Annotated in this window: 16 protein-coding genes; 12 read left to right on the plus strand and 4 right to left on the minus strand. The window is 61.1% G+C overall.

The window, feature by feature from the left end; all coding sequences use genetic code 11:
- Positions 1 to 3: 3 nt before the first annotated feature.
- The 4 genes from NML54_RS00780 (at position 4) to NML54_RS00795 (ending at position 3,661) form a co-directional block, all read left to right on the plus strand.
- Positions 4 to 1,497, plus strand: a complete 1,494-nt coding sequence (locus tag NML54_RS00780; protein ID WP_254755378.1) for an amino acid permease — start codon at positions 4 to 6, stop codon at positions 1,495 to 1,497.
- A 183-nt stretch (positions 1,498 to 1,680) separates the two neighbouring features.
- On the plus strand, positions 1,681 to 2,205 hold the full coding sequence (locus tag NML54_RS00785; protein ID WP_254755379.1) for an NUDIX hydrolase: 525 nt from the start codon (positions 1,681 to 1,683) through the stop codon (positions 2,203 to 2,205).
- Positions 2,206 to 2,343: 138 nt separating this feature from the next.
- The gene (locus tag NML54_RS00790) at positions 2,344 to 2,949 is read left to right on the plus strand and encodes an LOG family protein (protein WP_254755380.1); all 606 of its coding nucleotides are present in this window, start codon (positions 2,344 to 2,346) and stop codon (positions 2,947 to 2,949) included.
- 7 nt (positions 2,950 to 2,956) lie between these two features.
- The gene (locus tag NML54_RS00795; RefSeq protein ID WP_254755381.1) at positions 2,957 to 3,661 is read left to right on the plus strand and encodes a pyroglutamyl-peptidase I; all 705 of its coding nucleotides are present in this window, start codon (positions 2,957 to 2,959) and stop codon (positions 3,659 to 3,661) included.
- Positions 3,662 to 3,789: 128 nt separating this feature from the next.
- On the opposite strand, the gene pgi is transcribed toward NML54_RS00795, so the two are convergent.
- On the minus strand, positions 3,790 to 5,466 hold the full coding sequence (pgi, locus tag NML54_RS00800; protein WP_254755382.1) for a glucose-6-phosphate isomerase: 1,677 nt from the start codon (positions 5,464 to 5,466) through the stop codon (positions 3,790 to 3,792).
- Between the two features lie 129 nt (positions 5,467 to 5,595).
- On the opposite strand from pgi, the gene NML54_RS00805 reads away from it, so the two are divergent.
- The 5 genes from NML54_RS00805 (at position 5,596) to dapC (ending at position 12,523) form a co-directional block, all read left to right on the plus strand.
- Positions 5,596 to 6,528, plus strand: a complete 933-nt coding sequence (locus NML54_RS00805; RefSeq protein WP_254755383.1) for an NAD(+) diphosphatase — start codon at positions 5,596 to 5,598, stop codon at positions 6,526 to 6,528.
- Positions 6,529 to 6,736: 208 nt separating this feature from the next.
- The gene (typA, locus tag NML54_RS00810; protein WP_254755384.1) at positions 6,737 to 8,647 is read left to right on the plus strand and encodes a translational GTPase TypA; all 1,911 of its coding nucleotides are present in this window, start codon (positions 6,737 to 6,739) and stop codon (positions 8,645 to 8,647) included.
- Positions 8,648 to 9,034: 387 nt separating this feature from the next.
- Positions 9,035 to 10,384 (plus strand): PIG-L family deacetylase, encoded by a 1,350-nt coding sequence (locus NML54_RS00815; RefSeq protein WP_254755385.1) that lies wholly within the window; start codon positions 9,035 to 9,037, stop codon positions 10,382 to 10,384.
- Between the two features lie 484 nt (positions 10,385 to 10,868).
- On the plus strand, positions 10,869 to 11,189 hold the full coding sequence (gene fdxA, locus NML54_RS00820) for a ferredoxin (RefSeq protein ID WP_049354209.1): 321 nt from the start codon (positions 10,869 to 10,871) through the stop codon (positions 11,187 to 11,189).
- A 194-nt stretch (positions 11,190 to 11,383) separates the two neighbouring features.
- Entirely contained in the window at positions 11,384 to 12,523 is a 1,140-nt protein-coding gene (gene dapC / locus NML54_RS00825; protein ID WP_254755643.1) for a succinyldiaminopimelate transaminase, read from the plus strand.
- Between the two features lie 172 nt (positions 12,524 to 12,695).
- On the opposite strand, the gene galE is transcribed toward dapC, so the two are convergent.
- From galE to dapD, 3 genes are all read right to left on the minus strand, one after another.
- Positions 12,696 to 13,709, minus strand: a complete 1,014-nt coding sequence (gene galE / locus NML54_RS00830) for a UDP-glucose 4-epimerase GalE (RefSeq protein WP_254755386.1) — start codon at positions 13,707 to 13,709, stop codon at positions 12,696 to 12,698.
- A 225-nt stretch (positions 13,710 to 13,934) separates the two neighbouring features.
- Entirely contained in the window at positions 13,935 to 14,819 is an 885-nt protein-coding gene (locus tag NML54_RS00835) for a DUF4253 domain-containing protein (protein ID WP_254755387.1), read from the minus strand.
- 326 nt (positions 14,820 to 15,145) lie between these two features.
- The gene (gene dapD, locus NML54_RS00840; RefSeq protein WP_254755388.1) at positions 15,146 to 16,111 is read right to left on the minus strand and encodes a 2,3,4,5-tetrahydropyridine-2,6-dicarboxylate N-succinyltransferase; all 966 of its coding nucleotides are present in this window, start codon (positions 16,109 to 16,111) and stop codon (positions 15,146 to 15,148) included.
- A gap of 101 nt (positions 16,112 to 16,212) precedes the next feature.
- Between dapD and dapE the strand changes: the two genes are divergently transcribed.
- The 3 genes from dapE (at position 16,213) to NML54_RS00855 (ending at position 19,240) form a co-directional block, all read left to right on the plus strand.
- The gene (gene dapE / locus NML54_RS00845; protein ID WP_254755389.1) at positions 16,213 to 17,391 is read left to right on the plus strand and encodes a succinyl-diaminopimelate desuccinylase; all 1,179 of its coding nucleotides are present in this window, start codon (positions 16,213 to 16,215) and stop codon (positions 17,389 to 17,391) included.
- An 89-nt stretch (positions 17,392 to 17,480) separates the two neighbouring features.
- Positions 17,481 to 17,879, plus strand: a complete 399-nt coding sequence (locus NML54_RS00850) for a taurine ABC transporter substrate-binding protein (RefSeq protein ID WP_254755390.1) — start codon at positions 17,481 to 17,483, stop codon at positions 17,877 to 17,879.
- Between the two features lie 5 nt (positions 17,880 to 17,884).
- The gene (locus tag NML54_RS00855) at positions 17,885 to 19,240 is read left to right on the plus strand and encodes a hypothetical protein (RefSeq protein ID WP_254755391.1); all 1,356 of its coding nucleotides are present in this window, start codon (positions 17,885 to 17,887) and stop codon (positions 19,238 to 19,240) included.
- Positions 19,241 to 19,336 lie beyond the last annotated feature (96 nt).

Here is a 19,336-nt window from a genome sequence, read left to right on the forward strand (position 1 = left end):
GACATGGCACAGCCTACAGAGACTTCCGGCGCTGCATCGGAAGCCACCCCCGCAGAGGGTGAACTGAAGCGAGGCCTCTCCGCCCGCCACATGCAGATGATCGCAATCGGCGGCGCAATCGGCACCGGCCTCTTCGTCGCCTCCGGTAAGACCATCTCCACCGCAGGCCCCGGCGGCGCAATCCTCGCCTACGCCCTCATCGGCATCATGGTGCTCTTCCTCATGCAGTCCCTCGGCGAGATGGCTGCGCACCTGCCCGTCCCCGGCGCATTCCAGACCTACGCGGCACGCTACGTGTCCCCGTCCTTCGGCTTCGCCATGGGTTGGAACTACTGGTTCAACTGGGCGATTACCGTCGCCGCCGAACTCGTCGCCGTCGGCGAGGTGATGAGGTACTGGTTCCCAGACGTCCCATCCTGGGTGTGGGCGGCAGGATTCCTCGTGCTACTGACCGGCATCAACGCCCTCTCGGCACGCTCCTACGGTGAAAGCGAATTCTGGCTCGCCACCATCAAGGTCGTCACCGTGGTCGTCTTCCTCATCGCAGGTATCGCCATGATCTTCGGCATCCTGGGTGGTAGCTCCCCGGGCGTCTCCAACTGGACCGTCGGTGAGGCACCCTTCGTCGGCGGCGCACCCGCCGTACTCGCCATCTTCATGGTGGCAGGCTTCTCCTTCCAGGGCACCGAAATGATTGGTGTGGCTGCCGGTGAATCTGAGAACCCCCGCCGCGACGTGCCCCGCGCACTGACCAGCGTGTTCTGGCGCATCATGCTCTTCTACATCGGTGCGATGATTGTCATCGGCTTCCTGATTCCTTACTCCGACCCGAACCTGCTTACCGCAGCGGACGGCAACATCAACATCTCCCCGTTCACCCTCATCTTCGAGCGTGCGGGCATCGCCTTCGCGGCAGCCATCATGAACGCCGTGATCCTCTCCGCAGTGCTTTCTGCAGGTAACTCGGGCCTGTACGTTTCGGCTCGTATGCTCTTCGCGCTCGCCCAGGAGGGTAAGGCGCCGAAGATGTTCGCCCGCATCAACTCCGGCGGTGTGCCCATGAACGCGCTGCTGGCTACCGCAGCTATCGGCGCGGTCGGCTTCATCGCCGCACTGCTCTCGCCGGACGGTGCGTACCTGTGGCTGGTGAACGTGTCCGGTCTGGCTGGCTTCATCACCTGGGTGGGTATCGCCGTGGCTCACTACCGTTTCCGCCGCGCGTACCTGAAGCAGGGCAACAGCCTGAAGGACCTGCCCTACGTGGCGCCGTTCTTCCCAGCAGGCCCGATTATCGCCTTCCTCATGTGCCTGGTCGTTATTGGTGGCCAGAACTACGAGGCGTTCCTGAGCGGTGACTGGGTTGGCGTGCTCAGCTCCTACATTGGTCTGCCCGTGATTATTGCGGTCTGGCTGGTGCACCGCGTGGTCACTCGTGACCGCATCATTCCGCTGGAGCAGATTGACGTGAGCGGCATTGATGTTAAGGCTTCGAAGTAACGTGAACGATTGCGCCAGCTGATTGAATTAGCTGATACGTGAAGAGCCGCCGGTTCCCCCTGATTGAGGGGTGCCGGCGGCTCTTCACGCTAAGTCTTCACATCCAAGGAGCTTGTGCCCATAAAACAAAGCGCAAGTAACAAATGTTCGGAGCAAAAACATCCAGGTGTTAGGGTGGAGAACATGCAGACAAACCCGAGTATCCCCGCTCAACACCCCGAACGACTGACTAATCTCGAGCACAGCGCCATCGACAGCACGCACCGCGTCGTGAACGTGTGCGCTGTAGCAATCCGTAACCGGGACGGGCTCGTACTCACCGTACGCAAGCAGGGCAGTGACGGGTTCATGATGCCCGGCGGTAAACCCGAACCGGGGGAGACCCCGCTACAAACCGCCTGCCGCGAAGTGCGCGAAGAAATCGGGCTCACCCCCGACCCCACCCGGATGCACCACCACGGACTCCTGGAAGCGGCGGCACTGAACGAGGCAGGCTTTACGGTACGCGCCGAAACCTACGAATACGCACCCACCGACGAGCAACACGAACAGCTGGCTACCCTGGTGCCGCAGGCAGAAATCGCTGAGCTGCGCTGGGTTGACCCCGCCATGAGCAGCTCTTTCGATTCTGCATCGCAGGCACCACTGAATACCGAGCAGATCTTCCCGCTGCTGGCACGCACCCCGCTACCGTACCCCCGCCCCTGACGTGCCACCCTGAACCGGCGGGCGGCACACATGAGGTACACAGGTGCATCCGGTACCCTCAACATAGCAACATCTATCGCGGGTAGAACGCATAGAGGCGCTCCACCCCGGAAACCCCCACACACCCCAAGGAGAACCATGAAGAAGACCGACTACAACCTCGCCGTCTACTGCGGTGCACGCTCCGGCAACGACCCGCTCTTCACCACCCGAGCCCAGGAGCTCGGCACCCTCTGCGCCCAGAAAAATATTGGCGTGGTGTACGGAGGCGGCCGCACCGGCCTCATGGGCACCGTCGCGGGCGCAACCCTGGACGCCGGCGGCGTGGTCTACGGCGTGGTCACCCACAAGCTGGTCGACCTGGAGGGCGTGTACCCCGGCCAGACCACCCTCGAAATTGTGGACACCATGCACCAGCGCAAAATCGCCATGATTGACAAAGCTGACGCGTTTGTCGCCATGCCCGGTGGCCCGGGCACCCTCGAAGAGTTCTTTGAAGTTTTCAGCTGGCAGTTCCTCGATATTCACTCCAAGCCTGTCGCGCTGCTGAACGTCAACGGCTACTGGGACAAGCTCATCGACGCAATGCACTACATGGCGTCCACCGGCCTGCTCAACGAACGCTACCTGGACGAGCTCATCATCGCCACCACCCCCGAAGAGCTGCTGGAGGTGCTCGCCAAGGACCTGGAGCGCCGCGCCGCCGAAAAGAACACGGCTGATTCAGACCGCGCAGAAAGCTAGAGCGACTATGACTACCGCCCCTACCCAGGCACGTACCCTGCTGATGACCTTCTTTGGCCCGTTTCCCGGCGTGCCCGTGAACCCCACCGTAGCGCTCGCCGAAGGCGCTCAGCGTCTGCTGACTCAGATGCGTCCGGATTTGAACGTCATCACCCGCGAGCTGCCCGTCAGCTACGACGGTTCCAGTGCCGCCCTGCGTACCGCACTGCAGGATGTGCAGCCCGATGCGCTCATCAGCCTGGGCGTGGCGGTTGGCCGCGACGTGGTCAGCCTCGAACAGATCGCTATCAACCTGGACTCCGCCGGTATTGAAGATAACGACGGCGACCAGCGCTGCGATGAGCCGATCGCCCCTGGCGGTCAGGAGGCGTACTTCTCCTCCCTGCCGGTGCGCGCCAGCTTTGAGCGCCTGCATGCGGCGGGGGAGCCGGTCGAGATTTCGTACACCGCCGGAACCTACGTGTGCAACCACGTGTTCTACGAGGGCCAGCGCATCAGTCGTGAACTGGGCCTGAGTATCCCCGCCGGGTTCGTACACGTGCCCGCAACGTGCGCCGACGGCGAAGAGGCCACCGAAGGCACCGGCATGATCGCCCACCGTGACGCCGGTGGCGTGGTGCGTGACGAGCAGGGCATCCCGCAGCTGCCCGAATCCACCGTGGTGCGCATTATTGCTGAGGTCGCCTCCGACACCCTACCTGCCATGAACTAGCAGCACGGTATAGAGCTAAAACCCGTATAACAAAACCGCCGGATAGCCTCCCTAACGGGGAGCCTATCCGGCGGTTTGTGCATCCTATACCCGCAGGCCATAAAACCCTCGGGGCTATGTTTGAGCTACTACTTGGTGCGGTTCTTCAGGTAGTAGTCAATCAGCGAAGCAGTCGAAGAATCCTGACGAGCCAGAACCTCGCGGTCGCCCTCAATAGCGGGAACCAGGTCCAGCGCCAGCTTCTTACCGAGCTCAACACCCCACTGGTCGAAGGAGTCAATACCCCAAACAACACCCTGAACGAAAGTGATGTGCTCGTACAGGGCAATCAGAGAACCCAGAACGCGCGGGGTCAGGCGCGGCGCCATGATGGAGGTGGAGGGGCGGTTACCGCTGAAGATACGTGCGTTGACCACGTTCTCTGCGGTGCCCTCTGCACGAACCTCTTCCTCGGTCTTGCCGAATGCCAGAGCCTGAGACTGCGCGAAGAAGTTAGCCAGGAACAGCTCGTGAACGTCCTGCTCGCCGTCCTTGGTCGGGTGGACCGGGTTAGCGAATGCCAGGAAGTCCGCGGGAATCAGGCGGGTGCCCTGGTGGATCAGCTGGTAGAAAGCGTGCTGGCCGTTGGTGCCGGGCTCGCCCCAGAACACTTCACCGGTTGCGTAGTTGACGAAGGATCCGTCCGCGCGAACGGACTTGCCGTTGGACTCCATGGTCAGCTGCTGCAGGTAGGCGGGGAAACGGTGCAGGTACTGGTCGTAAGGCAGAACCGCGTGGGTCTCAGCACCCAGGAAGTTCACGTTCCAGATGTTCAGCAGACCCATCAGAACGGGTACGTTCTGAGCCAGGGGAGCGGTGCGGAAGTGCTCATCCATTGCGTGGAAGCCGGCGAGGAATTCAGCGAAAACCTTCGGGCCGAAAACGATAGCCAGGGAGGTGCCGATTGCGGAGTCTACAGAGTAGCGGCCGCCAACCCAGTCCCAGAAGCCGAAAGCGTTCTCGGGGTCAATGCCGAATGTTGCAACCTTATCCAGTGCGGTGGAGACAGCCACGAAGTGCTTAGCCACGGCCTCGGATGCTTCCTTACCTTCCAGAGCGCCAGCCTCAGCCAGTGCGGACAGCAACCACTCGCGTGCCACGCGCGCGTTGGTGAGGGTTTCGAGGGTGCCGAAAGTCTTGGACGCGACGATGAACAGGGTTGTCTCGGGGTCCAGGCCGGAGACCTTCTCAGCCACGTCGGTGGGGTCAATGTTGGAGATGAAACGTGCGGTGATGCCCGCATCAGCGTAGGGCTTGAGAGCCTCGTACACCATGACCGGGCCCAGATCGGAGCCACCGATACCGATGTTCACAACGGTCTCGATGCGCTTGCCGGTGATGCCGGTCCACTCGCCGTTGCGCACGCGCTCAGCGAATGCGTAGATCTTCTTCAGTACGTCGTGAACGTCTGCGTCTACGTCCTGGCCGTCAACGGTCAGTGCGGGGGTGTAACCCTCGGGGCGGCGCAGTGCGGTGTGCAGTACAGCGCGGTTCTCGGTGACGTTAATGTGCTCGCCGGAGAACATTGCCTCGCGAGCCTGCTCCAGCTTGACCTCTTCAGCGAGCTTGACCAGCAGCTCGACGGTTTCGGGGGTAATCAGGTTCTTGGACAGATCGACGTGCAGTTCGTCGGCGGTGAAGCTGAGCTTCTGCGCGCGTTCCGGGTCAGCAGCAAACCATTCGCGCAGGTCCGGAGTGAGGGACTTGTGGTGAGCGGACAGAGCAGACCACGCGGAGGTGGTCGTAGGGTCAATAGAAGTAGTCATGTTTCCATTCTCTTATTTTCGGGTGTCTATGTCACCTCTTTCGAGAGTGATACGGGACGATACAGCGAAAAAATCGAAACCTGGCACGCTATTGTGGGCCTTGCAACATCAAGATGTAGAGTAAAACCTATGACTTCTTCACCCGAACACACACCCGCCGACACTCACACACCGCGCTACCTGCTCATCTCCCGAGAAGGGGAAACCCTCCTCAACGATGACGGAACCCTGCACTACCTGACCGGTAACGATACTGCCGAGTCGCTGACCGAAGACGCTATCCTTGCGCGCAGCGTGATTCGCCCCGCTGCCTACGGCGCCGATGCCCAGAAGAATAGTGAGGCAGCGGTGCACGTGCTCTACTGTGAGGATGAAACCCTCGTGCAGGTCGCCGCTGACCTGAACAACCCTCGGGTGCGCGCCTCCGCCAGTGGTTTCCGCTACTACCCGGTGCATGATGACCCGGAAGGCCGCGCCCACTATGCCACCGCCCTGGCACGCCGCGACTACCTCATCGACATGCGCTACTCCGCCTACAGTGGCGAGGAGGCGCCTTTCGGCTCCAAGGGCATCCGCCGCACCGCCTCCGGCGAGATGGTGTTCCCCCGCATTGAGCCCGCCGTGATGGCGCTGGTGACCAGTCGCGACGGCGAGCGCGTGCTGCTGGCGAATAACCGCCAGTGGCACCCCAACCGCTTCGCCCTCATCGCCGGTTTCGTTGACCCCGGCGAAAACCTTGAAGAGGCGATTGCCCGCGAAGTCTACGAAGAAACCGGTCTGCACACCCTGAGCACCGAGTACCGCATGAGTGATGTGTGGCCTTTCCCGCGTTCGCTCATGATTTGCTACCGGGTGCGCGTGGATGAGAACGAAACCATCATTCACCACGACGGTGAGATTCGGGCCGCCCGCTGGTTTAGCGCCGCTGAGCTGCGTGAGGCGATTGCTATTTCGGAGGAGCGCGGCAACAGCGACGAGGATGACCCCGCCAAGCTGGAGTTGCCCGGCACGAACGCTGTCGCCCGTCGCATGATTGATGAGTGGCTCGCAGAAAAGCCCTAGTGATACACTGGTAGCTAAGCCCAACGGAGGGGGGTCGGTTTTGGCGTGCCCGGAAACGTTCTCATCGCAGAGCGGGTCCACCGGCATACACTCCAACCGGCAACACCCCAGATAACCTATCTGAAGGTACTGCCCTGTGACCCCCGCGCCGTCTAGAGCGCACCCGTTGGCAAGACTATCCCCTAGATTTAAGCGAGAAACTTAACGCATGTCTGAAAATACCGCTTCGCGCCCCGACCTTCGCAATGTGGCCATCGTGGCACACGTTGACCACGGCAAGACCACCATCGTCGACGCGATGCTGCAGCAGACCAACGCCTTCTCTGCCCACGCAGATGTTGAAGACCGAGTCATGGACTCCGGTGACCTCGAAAAGGAAAAGGGCATCACCATTCTGGCGAAGAACACCACCGTGTTCTACAGCGGCCCTTCCGCCAACGGTGAGACCATCACCATTAACGTTATTGACACCCCCGGCCACGCCGACTTCGGTGGCGAGGTGGAGCGCGGCCTGTCCATGGTTGACGGCGTTGTGCTGCTCGTGGACGCATCCGAAGGTCCGCTACCTCAGACCCGCTTCGTGCTACGTAAGGCACTGGCTGCTAAGCTGCCCGTGATTCTCGTGGTGAACAAGGTTGACCGCCCCGACTCCCGTATCGACGAGGTTGTTGGCGAGTCCATGGACCTGCTGCTCGGCCTGGCATCCGACCTGGCGGACGAGGTTCCCGATCTGGACCTGGACGCTGTGCTGAACGTTCCGGTGGTGTACGCATCCGGTAAGGCTGGCGCTGCATCCCTGAATCAGCCCGTAGACGGCCAGCTGCCTGACAACGACGACCTTGAGCCGCTGTTCAAGACAATCATCGAGCACGTGCCCGCCCCCACCTACGATCCCAACGAGGTTCTGCAGGCACACGTGACCAACCTGGACTCCTCCCCGTTCCTGGGTCGTCTGGCACTGGTCCGTATCTTCAACGGCACCCTGAAGAAGGGCCAGACCGTTGCATGGGCACGTCACGACGGCGAAATCAAGAACGTCCGTATTTCCGAGCTGCTGGCTACCAAGGCGCTCGAGCGTGTTCCCGCAGAGTCCGCTGGCCCCGGCGAGATCGTCGCAGTGGCTGGTATCGAGGACATCACCATTGGTGAAACCCTCACCGACGCTGAGAACCCCAAGCCCCTGCCGCTGATCAAGGTGGACGATCCCGCGATCTCTATGACCATCGGTATTAACACCTCCCCGCTGGCTGGCCGCGTCAAGGGCGCAAAGGTCACCGCACGTCAGGTGAAGGACCGCCTGGACCGCGAGCTGATCGGTAACGTGTCCATCAAGGTTCTGCCCACCCAGCGTCCGGACGCGTGGGAAGTTCAGGGCCGTGGCGAGCTCGCCCTGGCTATCCTCGTGGAGCAGATGCGCCGCGAAGGCTTCGAGCTGACCGTGGGTAAGCCCCAGGTGGTTACCAAGACCATCGACGGTAAGGTCTACGAGCCCATGGAGCACATGATCATTGACGTGCCCGAGGAGCACCTGGGTGCTGTCACCCAACTGATGGCTGCACGTAAGGGCCGCATGGAGAACATGTCGAACCACGGTACCGGTTGGGTCCGTATGGAGTTCGCTGTTCCCGCACGTGGTCTGATTGGTTTCCGTACTCAGTTCCTGACTGAGACTCGCGGTGCCGGTATTTCTTCCTCCTACTCGATTGAGCACGAGCCGTGGGCTGGCGAGATTGAGTACCGCACTAACGGTTCGCTGATTGCTGACCGCGCCGGTGTGGTGACCCCCTACGCGATGATTAACCTGCAGGAGCGTGGCACCTTCTTCGTGGAGCCCACCTCTGAGGTGTACGAGGGCATGATTGTTGGTATGAACTCCCGTGCAGACGACATGGAAGTTAACATCACCAAGGAAAAGAAGCTGACCAATATGCGTTCTTCGACTGCGGACAACTTCGAAAACCTCACCCCGCCGAAGAAGCTGACCCTGGAAGAGAGCCTGGAGTTCGCTCGCGAAGACGAGTGCGTTGAGGTGACCCCCGAGGCGATTCGTATCCGTAAGGTCATCCTGGATTCCAACGAGCGTGTCCGCGAGTTCCGCCGCCGCGCCCGCGCGAACTAGTACAGCGCGAATGACTGTTATCGTTAGCGACTAACCTGCTGTAGCGGCTGTCGTTGCCCGAGCGCTGTCGTTGTTCAAGAGCCGCCGCTACCTTCTGAAGAGGAGGTAGCGGCGGTTCTGTTTAACCGCCCCGATTCGTTAGGGAAATATTGGAGGGGCGGCGGGAGAGAAGGGGGATGGGGAACAGTGCGTTCTGCTTTCTGCCGAAAACCGCTTTCGAAAAGCCTTAACACCCCGCGCTGTACATGCGAGTGTGTAAGATAAAATAATGCGCCTGCACGGTGGCGGCACCCGTCCGCAACTCAACGTCTGCTGATCAATGATGTAAATTGCTGGCGCGCTTTGACCGTCTAAGAAACCCAATCCTGCGTATGAGAGGGAAAGCCTGTGTCTGAAACCGAGAACACTCAGCCTGATTCTGCGACCCCCAACTACCCCACGCAGGGTGAGCGCATCGCCCCCGGATCGCGCCGTGACCTGCTGCCGAATAACTACGATGCGAAGAAGGCGCGCATCCTGTTTGTGCATGCACACCCGGACGACGAAACTTCCTCGACCGGCGCGACCATGGCGTATTATGCGCAGAAGGGCGCGGAGGTGTACCTGCTGACCGCTACCCGCGGTGAGTTGGGCGAGGTCATCCCCGAGGAACTGCACCACCTGGAGGTCGGTAAGCCCGGCTGCCGTGATAATGGTGAGGCGCTGGGCGAGTATCGCACCGGTGAGCTTGCCGGCGCTATTAAGGCGCTGGGCGTGAAGAAGCAGTTCTTTCTGGGCCAGGAACCCGCCGTCGCGGAGGGTGCGCTGCCTCTGTACCGTGACTCCGGTATGGCGTGGGGCCCGGAGGGTAAGCCCGTCGCCAACCCGGTGGCGGCGGAGGATTCGTTGACCGCGCAGCCGCTGGAACCGCAGGCTCAGGCGCTGGTCGCCGCTATTCGTGCCCTCACCCCGGATGTTCTGGTCACCTACGATTCGGACGGCGGCTACGGCCACCCCGACCACGTGCGCGTGTACGAGATCGTGTACCGTGCCCTGCAGATCCTTGAAGATGACGAGGACCGTCCGATTCTCACCTGGGGCATTGAGGGTGAGTTCGATACGGCGGATCAGCGTCTGCAGGCTGCTATTTACGGTGATGGAACCGCTAAGCGCAAGGCAATGGAGGCGCACCGCACCCAGATTACGGTGGTGGACGAGAAGACTTTTGAGTACTCGAATAAGGTGCCGCAGAAGATTTCTGCCGTGGAGACTTTCCGCGTGCTCGACGGTGACCCGACCGCGACCGTTCACCCGAAGCCGCAGGAAGCGGGTCTGGTGTCGAGCCTGCTGACCGGCTCGATTCTGGGTATTTTTGCCGGTATTGCCGGGTCGATTTACCATGCCTGGGTCGTGTACGCGGGGGATACCGCCCTGCCGCTGGGCCTGCTGGTGGCGTACCTGACGGTTTTCTTTACCGCCCTGTGGTGTGCCCTGTCGTTGCGTCGCGGCTACGCGGCGGCTATCGTGGCTGTTGCAGTGTTCGTGACCGTGTACGTGCTTGGTTACGGTCGCCCCGATTCGCCGTTTGTTTTGGTGAACCCGGGCCATTCGGCGATTGGCCTGTACGGTGCCCTGTGGTGGTTTGGTGCCCCGGTTGCGGCGATGCTGGGCATGCTTGTGTACACGCGTGCTCGTGTGAAGGACGCGCAGTATTTCTCGCCCCGTGCGGCGCATCAGCGTGCGCGCGCTAAGAAGTAGCCTGAAGGCTATTACTATGTCATAACCTAAGGGGGGTGTTCCGGTTAGCCGGGACGCCCCCTGCTGTTTTTGGGTGCTACGCCGCTGCTGTCTTCTAAACCCGCCGGATAGAGGAGAATAGGAAAGAAAATGTATGCGTTATTCGGTGAATTTTGCGGGGTGGAAATAGTGGTGACTTCATTAAAAAATTCATGTGATGAAGATTTCATTTTTGGCTTAATCTATGTTTAAAAGCCTACCGACTAGCCATAACGCTGAGAAATACCAGGTCAGCCTAGCCTAAAAAATACCCCCACAAACCCATGAGCCTACTGTCTGATACACCACGAAAATACGGTTAAACAGCCGGTGCGCGATAGACTATACACAGACTTCCCCGCCGGGCACCAACTACTCGGCGGTTTTACTCTGTAGATTCTGCCCTGCAGCAGACGACCCGCAGAACAGCGGGCACGGGGCGAACAGCTTGTAGAAAGGCACACCAATGACCTACGTAATCGCGCTTCCCTGCGTGGATGTCAAAGACCGCGCATGCGTTGAAGAATGCCCCGTCGACTGCATCTACGAAGGTGAACGTACCCTCTACATCCACCCGGATGAATGCGTGGACTGCGGCGCCTGCGAGCCCGTCTGCCCCGTAGAAGCAATCTACTACGAAGACGACGTCCCCGAAGAGTGGACCGAATACGTCAGCGCCAACGCAGACTTCTTCGATGACCTGGGTTCCCCCGGCGGCGCAGCAAAGCTCGGCCCCACCGGCAAGGACGTGCCCTTCATCGCGGCACTGCCCCCTCGTGGTGAGTAGTAGCCTGCGGCGAATAATAGCTACAACCCCATAGACTGACCGCACCCGCTAATGGGTGCCAAGAGCCTCCATCACAGAACCCGGTGCCCACGCACCGTCTAGGCGCTGGAATGGAGGCTCTTGCTATAGGCACGCCAGCGTGCGGGCGCTAGACTAAAATGACGAAAACTATTCCCAAGCAACCAGGTGACACAATGACTTACGGCCTGAACCTGCCCGAATACCCCTGGGAGGCGCTCGCCCCCTACCGCGCAACCGCGGCCGCCCACCCGGACGGTCCGGTGGACCTGTCCATCGGCACCCCAGTCGACCCGACCCCGCAGAACATTCGTGAGGCGCTGGCGGCCGCCTCCGACGCACCCGGCTACCCGACCACCCATGGCACCCCCGCCCTGCGTGAGGCTATTGCCGAGTGGTTTGCGCGCCGCCGCGGTGTGACCGGTCTGAGCCCGGAGGCGATTATGCCCACGGTCGGTTCGAAGGAACTCGTGGCGTGGTTGCCGTTCCTGCTGGGTCTGGGCCCGGGCGATGTGGTCGTGTACCCGCGCGTTGCGTACCCCACCTACGATATGGGTGCCCGCTTTGCCCGCGCCGAGTCCGTACCCGCCGACAGCCTCGATGAGCTGGACGCTGACACCCGCAGCCGTGTGAAGCTGATTTGGGTGAACTCTCCGGCGAACCCGAACGGTGTGGTGCGTACCGTGGAGCAGCTGCGTGAGATTGTGGTGCAGGCGCGTGAAATCGGTGCCGTGGTGGCGTCCGATGAGTGCTACGCGGAGCTCGGTTGGGGTGCCTGGGATGAGGCGCGCGGCGGTCAGCCGGTGCCGTCCATCCTGGATCATCGAGTGTGTGATGGTGACTTCACCGGCTTGTTTGCCGTGTACTCGCTGTCGAAGCAGTCGAACCTTGCCGGTTACCGTGCCGCGTTCATTGCCGGTGCCCCCGAGCTGATGCCGAACCTGATTAATAGCCGCAAGCACGCCGGCATGATTGTGCCCGCCCCCGTGCAGACTGCCATGATGGTGGCGCTGGCTGATGAGGCGCACGTGGCGGCGCAGAAGGATCTGTACCGTGCCCGCCGCGAGGTACTGGAGGAGGCGATTGCCGCCGCCGGTGGCCGCATTGAGAATTCTGAGGCTGGCCTGTACCTGTGGACCACCTTCGGTGAGTCCACTTGGGATTCGATTGGTCGCCTGGCGGAGCTGGGTATTATTGCTGGTCCCGGCGTGTTCTACGGCGAGGACGGCGAAGGCTACGTGCGCATCGCTCTGACAGCTTCTGATGAGGCGGTGGCGAAGGCTGCTGAGCGTCTGAAGGCATCTGCATTTAAGTAGTCCCGACAGGTCTAACTAGCCCCTATAGCAGAAAGCCCCCGCACCCTCCCGAAAGGGGAGTGCGGGGGCTTTGCCGTATCCGCTGATCATCGTTGGCCGGAGTACCCGGACGATAGGTGAGATAACACCTATCGGGCACTCTTCAACACTCCTCACACGGGGCTAAAACAGCTTAGGCTTCGTAACCGTTGGGGTTGTTCTTCTGCCAGTTCCAGTGGTCGCGAACCATGGTCTTAATGTCGCGGCTAGCGCTCCAACCCAGATCCGCCAGAGCAGAGGAAGGATCAGCGTAAGAGACCGCAACGTCACCGGGGCGACGATCCACAATCTTGTACGGCAGCTCCTTACCACACGCCTCCTCGAACGCGTGCAGAACCTGCAGAACCGAGTAGCCGTTACCGGTACCCAGGTTCCAGGTGTGCAAGCCGCCGTGCTCAGCAATGTAGTTCAGCGCCTTCAGGTGACCGTCAGCCAGGTCAACCACGTGGATGTAGTCGCGCACGCCGGTACCGTCAACGGTCGGGTAGTCGTTACCGAAGACGTTCAGGTGCTCGCGGCGACCCACAGCAACCTGCGCGATGAAGGGCACTAGGTTGTTCGGGATGCCCGCCGGGTCCTCACCGATACGGCCGGACTCGTGTGCACCAACGGGGTTGAAGTAACGCAGCAGAGCAATGTTCCACTTGGAGTCGGAAGCAGCCAGATCAACCAGCATGTCCTCAATGTGCTCCTTGGTGCGGCCGTAGCAGGACTGCGCATCCATGTTCATCTTCTCGATCAGAGGCATGGACTCGGGCTCACCGTACACGGTAGCGGAGGAGGAGAACACGATGGAGTGGCAGTCAGCCTCGTCCATTGCGTACAGCAGGTTCAGGGTGCCAGCCACGTTAGTCTGGTAGTACCACAGCGGCTTCTCAGCGGACTCGCCCACAGCCTTCAGGCCCGCAAAGTGAATCACAGCGTCGGGGTGAACCTGCTTGAAGAGAGCCTTCATACCTTCGAGGTCGAGCAGATCAACCTTGTGGAACTCGGGGGCGCGGCCAGCGAGTTCAGCGACGCGCTTGAGGGACTCCTCGGAAGAGTTCGCGAGGTTATCCATGACGACGACGTCGTGGCCTGCCTTGAGCAGTTCAAGTACAGTATGGGAGCCGATGTAGCCGGCGCCGCCGGTAACGAGTACCTTCATGATGTCCTTTCGGGCTTTATATATCCGGAAAAAGTGCTCCGGATGGGGGACAAAAGCTGTTGAGCTGTATCTAATGGTACAGCCGTGCACGGGGTGTAAGTACCTTCGGAGACTGTGCGCTTGTGCACTCTGGCGTGAGCACGTGGGAGGCGTTATTTAGGTGTCTCGCCACTCGCCTTCGCCCAGCGCCTGAATCCGCCTCTCAGCTGATTTCTGAGCCGACCTCTAATCCCACCGGAAATACCACTGGCGGCTCTGGTGAATAAACTCCGTCAGCTGCTCAAAATCCTCAAACACCTGGAACGGAAGATCAGAACAAAATGCGAACTGCTCGACCGCCAGATTCTTCGCCTCCAGCGGGTCGGTGACGGGGCGCTCGACCAGAAATTCTAGACAATCAGCATTGTCAAGAGCCGCCGGGATAGCGCCGTACTTTTCACGCCAATAGTGGGTGAACGCCAGCTGCGTTTCGGCGTTCGGGCAGTCATTCCAGCCGCCAAAGGGCAGGTGCGCGGGAATATCGGCGGGGTCATCGGTCGGAATCTGCAGCAGGAGCATCTCGCCTTGATCCTCCTCATCCACAAGCTCGTAGCAGAGCAGAGCGGAAAGAGTCGGGGCGTCATCTTCGGGTTCCTCATCGGGCAGAAAATCGGAGCTCATAAACTCGTCGACAAGCTCGTTGAGGTTGAAGTCATCCGGGTCGTCCTCGCTAGTATCTTCGCCATCGTCCATAACCCGGCGCAACTGCTGAGCAATGGCGGCGCTACCGTACTCTTCGGCGGAGGCGCCACCTCGGGCGGTACGGTAACGCTGCAGGACGGCACGAGTGTAGGCGCTCACCTGCTCGGGGGTTAGAGTCTCAACATCGTCAATGATGTCGTGCTCAAGGGACACCGCAATGACCATGCTTTCAAGCACCATATCGTTCAGGTTCAGGAAGAAGGGGACGAACCCCTCCGCGCGCCCCAGCTTAGCCAGCTCATCGTAACGAGCCATGGCATCAGCGGCAGGAGCGCCCATTGGAATACGCTCGTGCGGGTAGGGGAAGAGGCGCGTAAAGTGCCGGTAGGTTTCGCTCATCGTCGACTCTGACTTAGTTGATTCGGACATCTGAATTTCTCTCTGAACTGTACAGGTGGTCAGTCATGGCGGGTGCGCTATACCCGGTACTACCAGCATAGCGAAAGCCCAAACCGCCCGCCCTGAAAACGGTCATCGTAGTCGCCGCGGATGCGCGTCCAGCCTTGTGAGAGCGGCGAAGAGAGAACACAGGACACAGAAAAGGGGCCGGGATGCTTTACGTATCCCGACCCCTAAAGCCGATCCCTAAAGTTCGCGGGCCGACCCCCAACGTTCGCAAGGGCAACCAGCGCTACCCCAGGTACAGACTAGTTCAGGTACAGACTAGTTCAGGTACAGACTAGTTCAGGTACAAACTAGTTCAGATGCAGTGCCTCGTTCAGCTCCACGGTGTTCTTCGCACGCGGCAGAACCTCAATCGCGCCGCTGATCGAATTGCGGCGGAACAGCAGGTTCGACACGCCGGACAGCTCCGCAGCCTTCACCACGCGCGCCTCCTGACCGGGCAACAGAACGCTCACGCGCGAACCGGCGGTCACGTACAGGCCAGCCTCAACCACGCAGTCATCACCCAGGGCAATACCGATACCGGACTCCGCGCCCAGCAGAGAACGCTCACCAATAGACACGCGCTGAGTGCCGCCGCCGGAAAGAGTACCCATTGTGGAGGCGCCGCCGCCCACATCCGAGCCGTCGCCCACCACAACGCCCTGAGAAATACGGCCCTCAACCATGGAAGTGCCCAGGGTACCGGCGTTGAAGTTCACGAAGCCCTCATGCATCACGGTCGTGCCAGACGCCAGGTGCGCACCCAGGCGCAGACGGTCACCGTCACCAATGCGCACGCCGGCGGGAACTACGTAATCCACCAAGCGCGGGAACTTATCAATGTGGCTCACGCTCAGGTGGCCCAGCTTGCGCAGACCAATCGCCAGCTTCTGGAACTCGGCGGCAAGCACCGGGCCGTGGTTGGTCCACGCAACATTCGCCAGGGTACCGAACAGACCGTCCAGGTTCAGCTCGTTGGGGCGAACCAGAGTGTGGGAGAGCAGGTGCAGACGCAGGTACGCGTCGACCGCGTCTTCGGGTGCCTCATCCAGGTTGATGGATGCGGTACGCACCTCGGTGCGGGCGTTGCGCGCAGGGTGCTCAGCGACCAGGTCCTCCAGCTCGTCCGCGATGGACAGGTCGGGGGTCTGGGTGAGGGAGGGGGCGGGGAACCATGCATCCAGGACGGTGCCGGCGTGCTCGCCAGAGACAACAACATTGACCAGTGCAACACCGGAGGCGTAACGGGGAGTGTTTTCAGACATGCCTCCCATTATAGTTTTGGGGCTTGGTACACATTCAAGACCGTCTCATATGCTCGATATGGGCGTTGTGGGCGCGGGCGCGTGTACCGGGGAACCTGTAAGGTGGAAGGATGAGCGTTTCCCCGAATATTTCTGAGCGTCACCCTGTACCGCAGCCGCCCCTGAACTTGGACGTGTCCATGCCCGAGCTGACGCGTGCCCTGCTGGATTACGAATCGGTTTCTGGCAACGAACGAACGATTGCCGACGCCGTGCACACGGCGCTGTCGTTCTGCCCGCACCTGCAGCTAACCCGTGACGGGGACGCCATCATTGCCCGCACCGAATTCCCGCCGCTGCCCGGCGCTGAGGGGGAACGCACCCGCATTATTCTTGCCGGTCACCTGGATACCGTGCCCCTGCCCACCGTTGAGGGCTCGCTGGGTACCGTGCCGTCCACGGTGCGTGAAGAGGACGGGCCCAGCGTGCTGTACGGCCGCGGTGCCACCGATATGAAGGGCGGCGTCGCGGTTCAGTTGAAGCTCGCCGCCGAACTGACCGCGCAGGATACAGACTATAACCTAACCTACATCTTCTACGACCATGAAGAGGTCGCCAGCGAACTTTCCGGCCTGGCGCGTCTGATCCGCAATCACGGCGAGCTCATCACCGACGCAGACTTCGGTGTGCTGCTTGAACCGACCAACGGCACCATTGAAGGCGGCTGCAACGGCACCATGCGTTTCTTCGTGCGCACCCGCGGCCTTGCTGCCCACTCAGGCCGCGCATGGCGCGGCGAGAACGCGATTCACGCACTGGCACCGGCGTTGGCGGCGCTCGCCTCCTACGAGCCGAAGACCATTGCCGTGGAGGGTCTGGACTACCGCGAGGGCCTGAACGCGGTGCAGATTTCTGGTGGCGTTGCCGGTAACGTGATTCCTGATGCGGCGGCAATGCACGTGAACTACCGGTTCGCCCCGGACAAGACCCTGGATGAGGCGGTCGCCCACGTGCGTGAGGTCTTCGCCGGATACGAGCTGGACTTTGTGGATCTTTCCCCGGCAGCACGCCCCGGACTGAACACCCCGCTGGCGGCTTCCCTGATTGAGGCGGTGGGGCAGGAGCCTCAGCCGAAGTACGGTTGGACGGATGTAGCGCGCCTGAGCGAGATCGGTATTCCCGCGGTGAACTTTGGTCCCGGTGACGCTCTGCTGGCTCACACCGATAACGAGCACGTGAGCTTTAGTCAGCTGACCCGCTGCCACGCGGATTTGCGTGCCTGGCTGCTCAGCGACCGTGACGAGGACTAGCCGCGGCGCTGATTCTGCCGGTGCTGGCGCTACTATTGGAATTTAGGCGACCGTCAGGGGTTGACGGTCCTGCATGATATGAGATTGACATGAACTTTCTTCTGATTCTGCTTGCCCTGCTGATTTCGGGCATTGCGGTGCTCTCCGTTGTGGCGCTCTCCGGTGAGCGTGCCGTGCCCGGTGCCGCGTTCTTTATCGGCGTGGGCCGTGACGGTCTGGGCACCTTTGACCGTGTGGAGGATTTGAGTACTTCGGTTCGTTTCTTCGGCAATCCCGAGGACGAAAAGGAGCTTGAACTGGCATCCGGTAACGCTTCAGCTGAAGCACCCGCAGAATCCACTGAGGATGTTGTTGGGCAGAAGCTCGTGCGTCGCGGCGCGGTTCCGCTGGCTGATGATGGGGAGAGCACTTTGAGTGCGCATGACTTTGGGGAGAAGCGAAAGAACCCGCAGGCTGAGGGTGCGCCTTCGGCGGCTGAGGGGAGCTAGCGCCGGTGAGTGTTCCTTCTCAGCACACTAGTCCTGTTCCGCCTGCCCGCGCTGACTCTGCCACTCGCACCGCCTCCACGAAGGAGCAGGGTGAGTCTTTTGATGAGCTACTGACCTGGGCGTACACCGCCGCCGGTGAGCGCCTGCACCGGGTGGGGGAGCGTCTGCGTATCCTGCCCGCGTGGCTGTCGGTACTGCTGATTTACGGTCTGTCCCGCGTGTGGGGCTTCATCGTGTTTGCCGTCGTTGGCCAGCAGCAGCTGCGCGGCCCGTGGGGTCAGCACCTGGATTATTTGTCGTTCATTAGCATCTGGGATGCCGGCTGGTATGAGCAGATCGCGGTACAGGGCTACCCGAGTGAGCTGCCGGTGAACGCGGCTGGCGTGGTGCAGCAGAATCAGTGGGCTTTTTACCCGATTTTCCCGCAGCTTTCCGGTGCTATTAGCCATGCGACGGGCATCGGGTACTACCCGGTGGCGGCGACGGTTGCTCTGCTTGCTGGTTTCGCGGCGGCGTGGGTGATTTACCTGCTGTTTGAAGCGTCGTTGAAGGCGACCGGTTTCAAGAGCGAGCAGTCGCCTTCTACGCTGTCCATGTGGGCTGTGGCGTTGGTGTCGTTCTTGCCGGTGGCGCCGGTGCTTCAGGTTCCGTATGCGGAGTCGCTGAACCTGGTGTTCCTTGCCGGTGCGCTGCTGTGCCTGGTTCAAGGACGCTACGGCCTGTTGGTTCCTGCGGCGGTTTTGGCGTGCCTGTCCCGCCCGGTGGGTGTGCCCCTGGGCGCGGCTGCCGGCCTGTGGTGGTTTGTGTGCTGGGTGCGTTCGAGCCGCCAGTCGGGTATGGGCACGGCGTTTGTGCGCCATCTGGGGCAGCTGGTCAGCGCCTTGGTGGTGTGTGCGTGTGCGCTGGTGTGGCCTGCGATTGCGTGGTGGGCTACGGGCCGTGTGGATGCGTACACCGCCACGGAGACGGCGTGGCGCGGTACCCACTTGGCGCCGATTCAGCCGTGGCTTTCGCAGGGGTACCTGTATTTTGGGGATGCGGCTCCGGTGCTGTTGACTGTGCTGATTTTGGGTTTTATTGCTCTGTGTTTGAGCCCTCTGGCGCGTAGGGTTTTGGCGGCTCCGTTGAACCTGTGGTGCCTGAGCTATTTTGCGTATTTGATTCTGTTTTTGAATCCGCAGTCGTCGACGTTCCGCCTGTTGTTGCCGTTGTTTCCGCTGGTGATTGTGGTGGCGGCGGCGAGCCGTTCGCGGGCGTATCGTTGGGCGTTGCTGGTGGCGGGCGCGTGTGCGCAGTGGGGCTGGGTTGGCTGGCTGTGGCATTGGAAGCAGCTCCCCGGCGGTGGAGATTATCCGCCGTAAACTGAATGTCGTGACTTGAGACCGCCGGGGTGCTGCCGGCGGTCTTTTGCGTTCGGGAGGCGGGCGTGCCTGCGGTTGGAGCCGCAGCGTTTTAAC

It is taken from the genome of Rothia gullae (assembly GCF_024294905.1).
Taxonomy (GTDB): Bacteria; Actinomycetota; Actinomycetes; order Actinomycetales; family Micrococcaceae; genus Rothia.

What these genes read in the sequence shown, in the direction of transcription:
- dapD (WP_254755388.1), bottom strand. Translation starts at nt 16,111, where the DNA reads ATGGGAGGCATGTCTGAAAACACTCCCCGTTACGCCTCCGGTGTTGCA.
- NML54_RS00805 (WP_254755383.1), top strand. Translation starts at nt 5,596, where the DNA reads ATGACTTCTTCACCCGAACACACACCCGCCGACACTCACACACCGCGC.
- fdxA (WP_049354209.1), top strand. Translation starts at nt 10,869, where the DNA reads ATGACCTACGTAATCGCGCTTCCCTGCGTGGATGTCAAAGACCGCGCA.
- pgi (WP_254755382.1), bottom strand. Translation starts at nt 5,466, where the DNA reads ATGACTACTTCTATTGACCCTACGACCACCTCCGCGTGGTCTGCTCTG.
- NML54_RS00790 (WP_254755380.1), top strand. Translation starts at nt 2,344, where the DNA reads ATGAAGAAGACCGACTACAACCTCGCCGTCTACTGCGGTGCACGCTCC.
- typA (WP_254755384.1), top strand. Translation starts at nt 6,737, where the DNA reads ATGTCTGAAAATACCGCTTCGCGCCCCGACCTTCGCAATGTGGCCATC.
- NML54_RS00835 (WP_254755387.1), bottom strand. Translation starts at nt 14,819, where the DNA reads ATGTCCGAATCAACTAAGTCAGAGTCGACGATGAGCGAAACCTACCGG.
- dapC (WP_254755643.1), top strand. Translation starts at nt 11,384, where the DNA reads ATGACTTACGGCCTGAACCTGCCCGAATACCCCTGGGAGGCGCTCGCC.
- NML54_RS00795 (WP_254755381.1), top strand. Translation starts at nt 2,957, where the DNA reads ATGACTACCGCCCCTACCCAGGCACGTACCCTGCTGATGACCTTCTTT.
- dapE (WP_254755389.1), top strand. Translation starts at nt 16,213, where the DNA reads ATGAGCGTTTCCCCGAATATTTCTGAGCGTCACCCTGTACCGCAGCCG.
- NML54_RS00785 (WP_254755379.1), top strand. Translation starts at nt 1,681, where the DNA reads ATGCAGACAAACCCGAGTATCCCCGCTCAACACCCCGAACGACTGACT.
- galE (WP_254755386.1), bottom strand. Translation starts at nt 13,709, where the DNA reads ATGAAGGTACTCGTTACCGGCGGCGCCGGCTACATCGGCTCCCATACT.
- NML54_RS00850 (WP_254755390.1), top strand. Translation starts at nt 17,481, where the DNA reads ATGAACTTTCTTCTGATTCTGCTTGCCCTGCTGATTTCGGGCATTGCG.
- NML54_RS00780 (WP_254755378.1), top strand. Translation starts at nt 4, where the DNA reads ATGGCACAGCCTACAGAGACTTCCGGCGCTGCATCGGAAGCCACCCCC.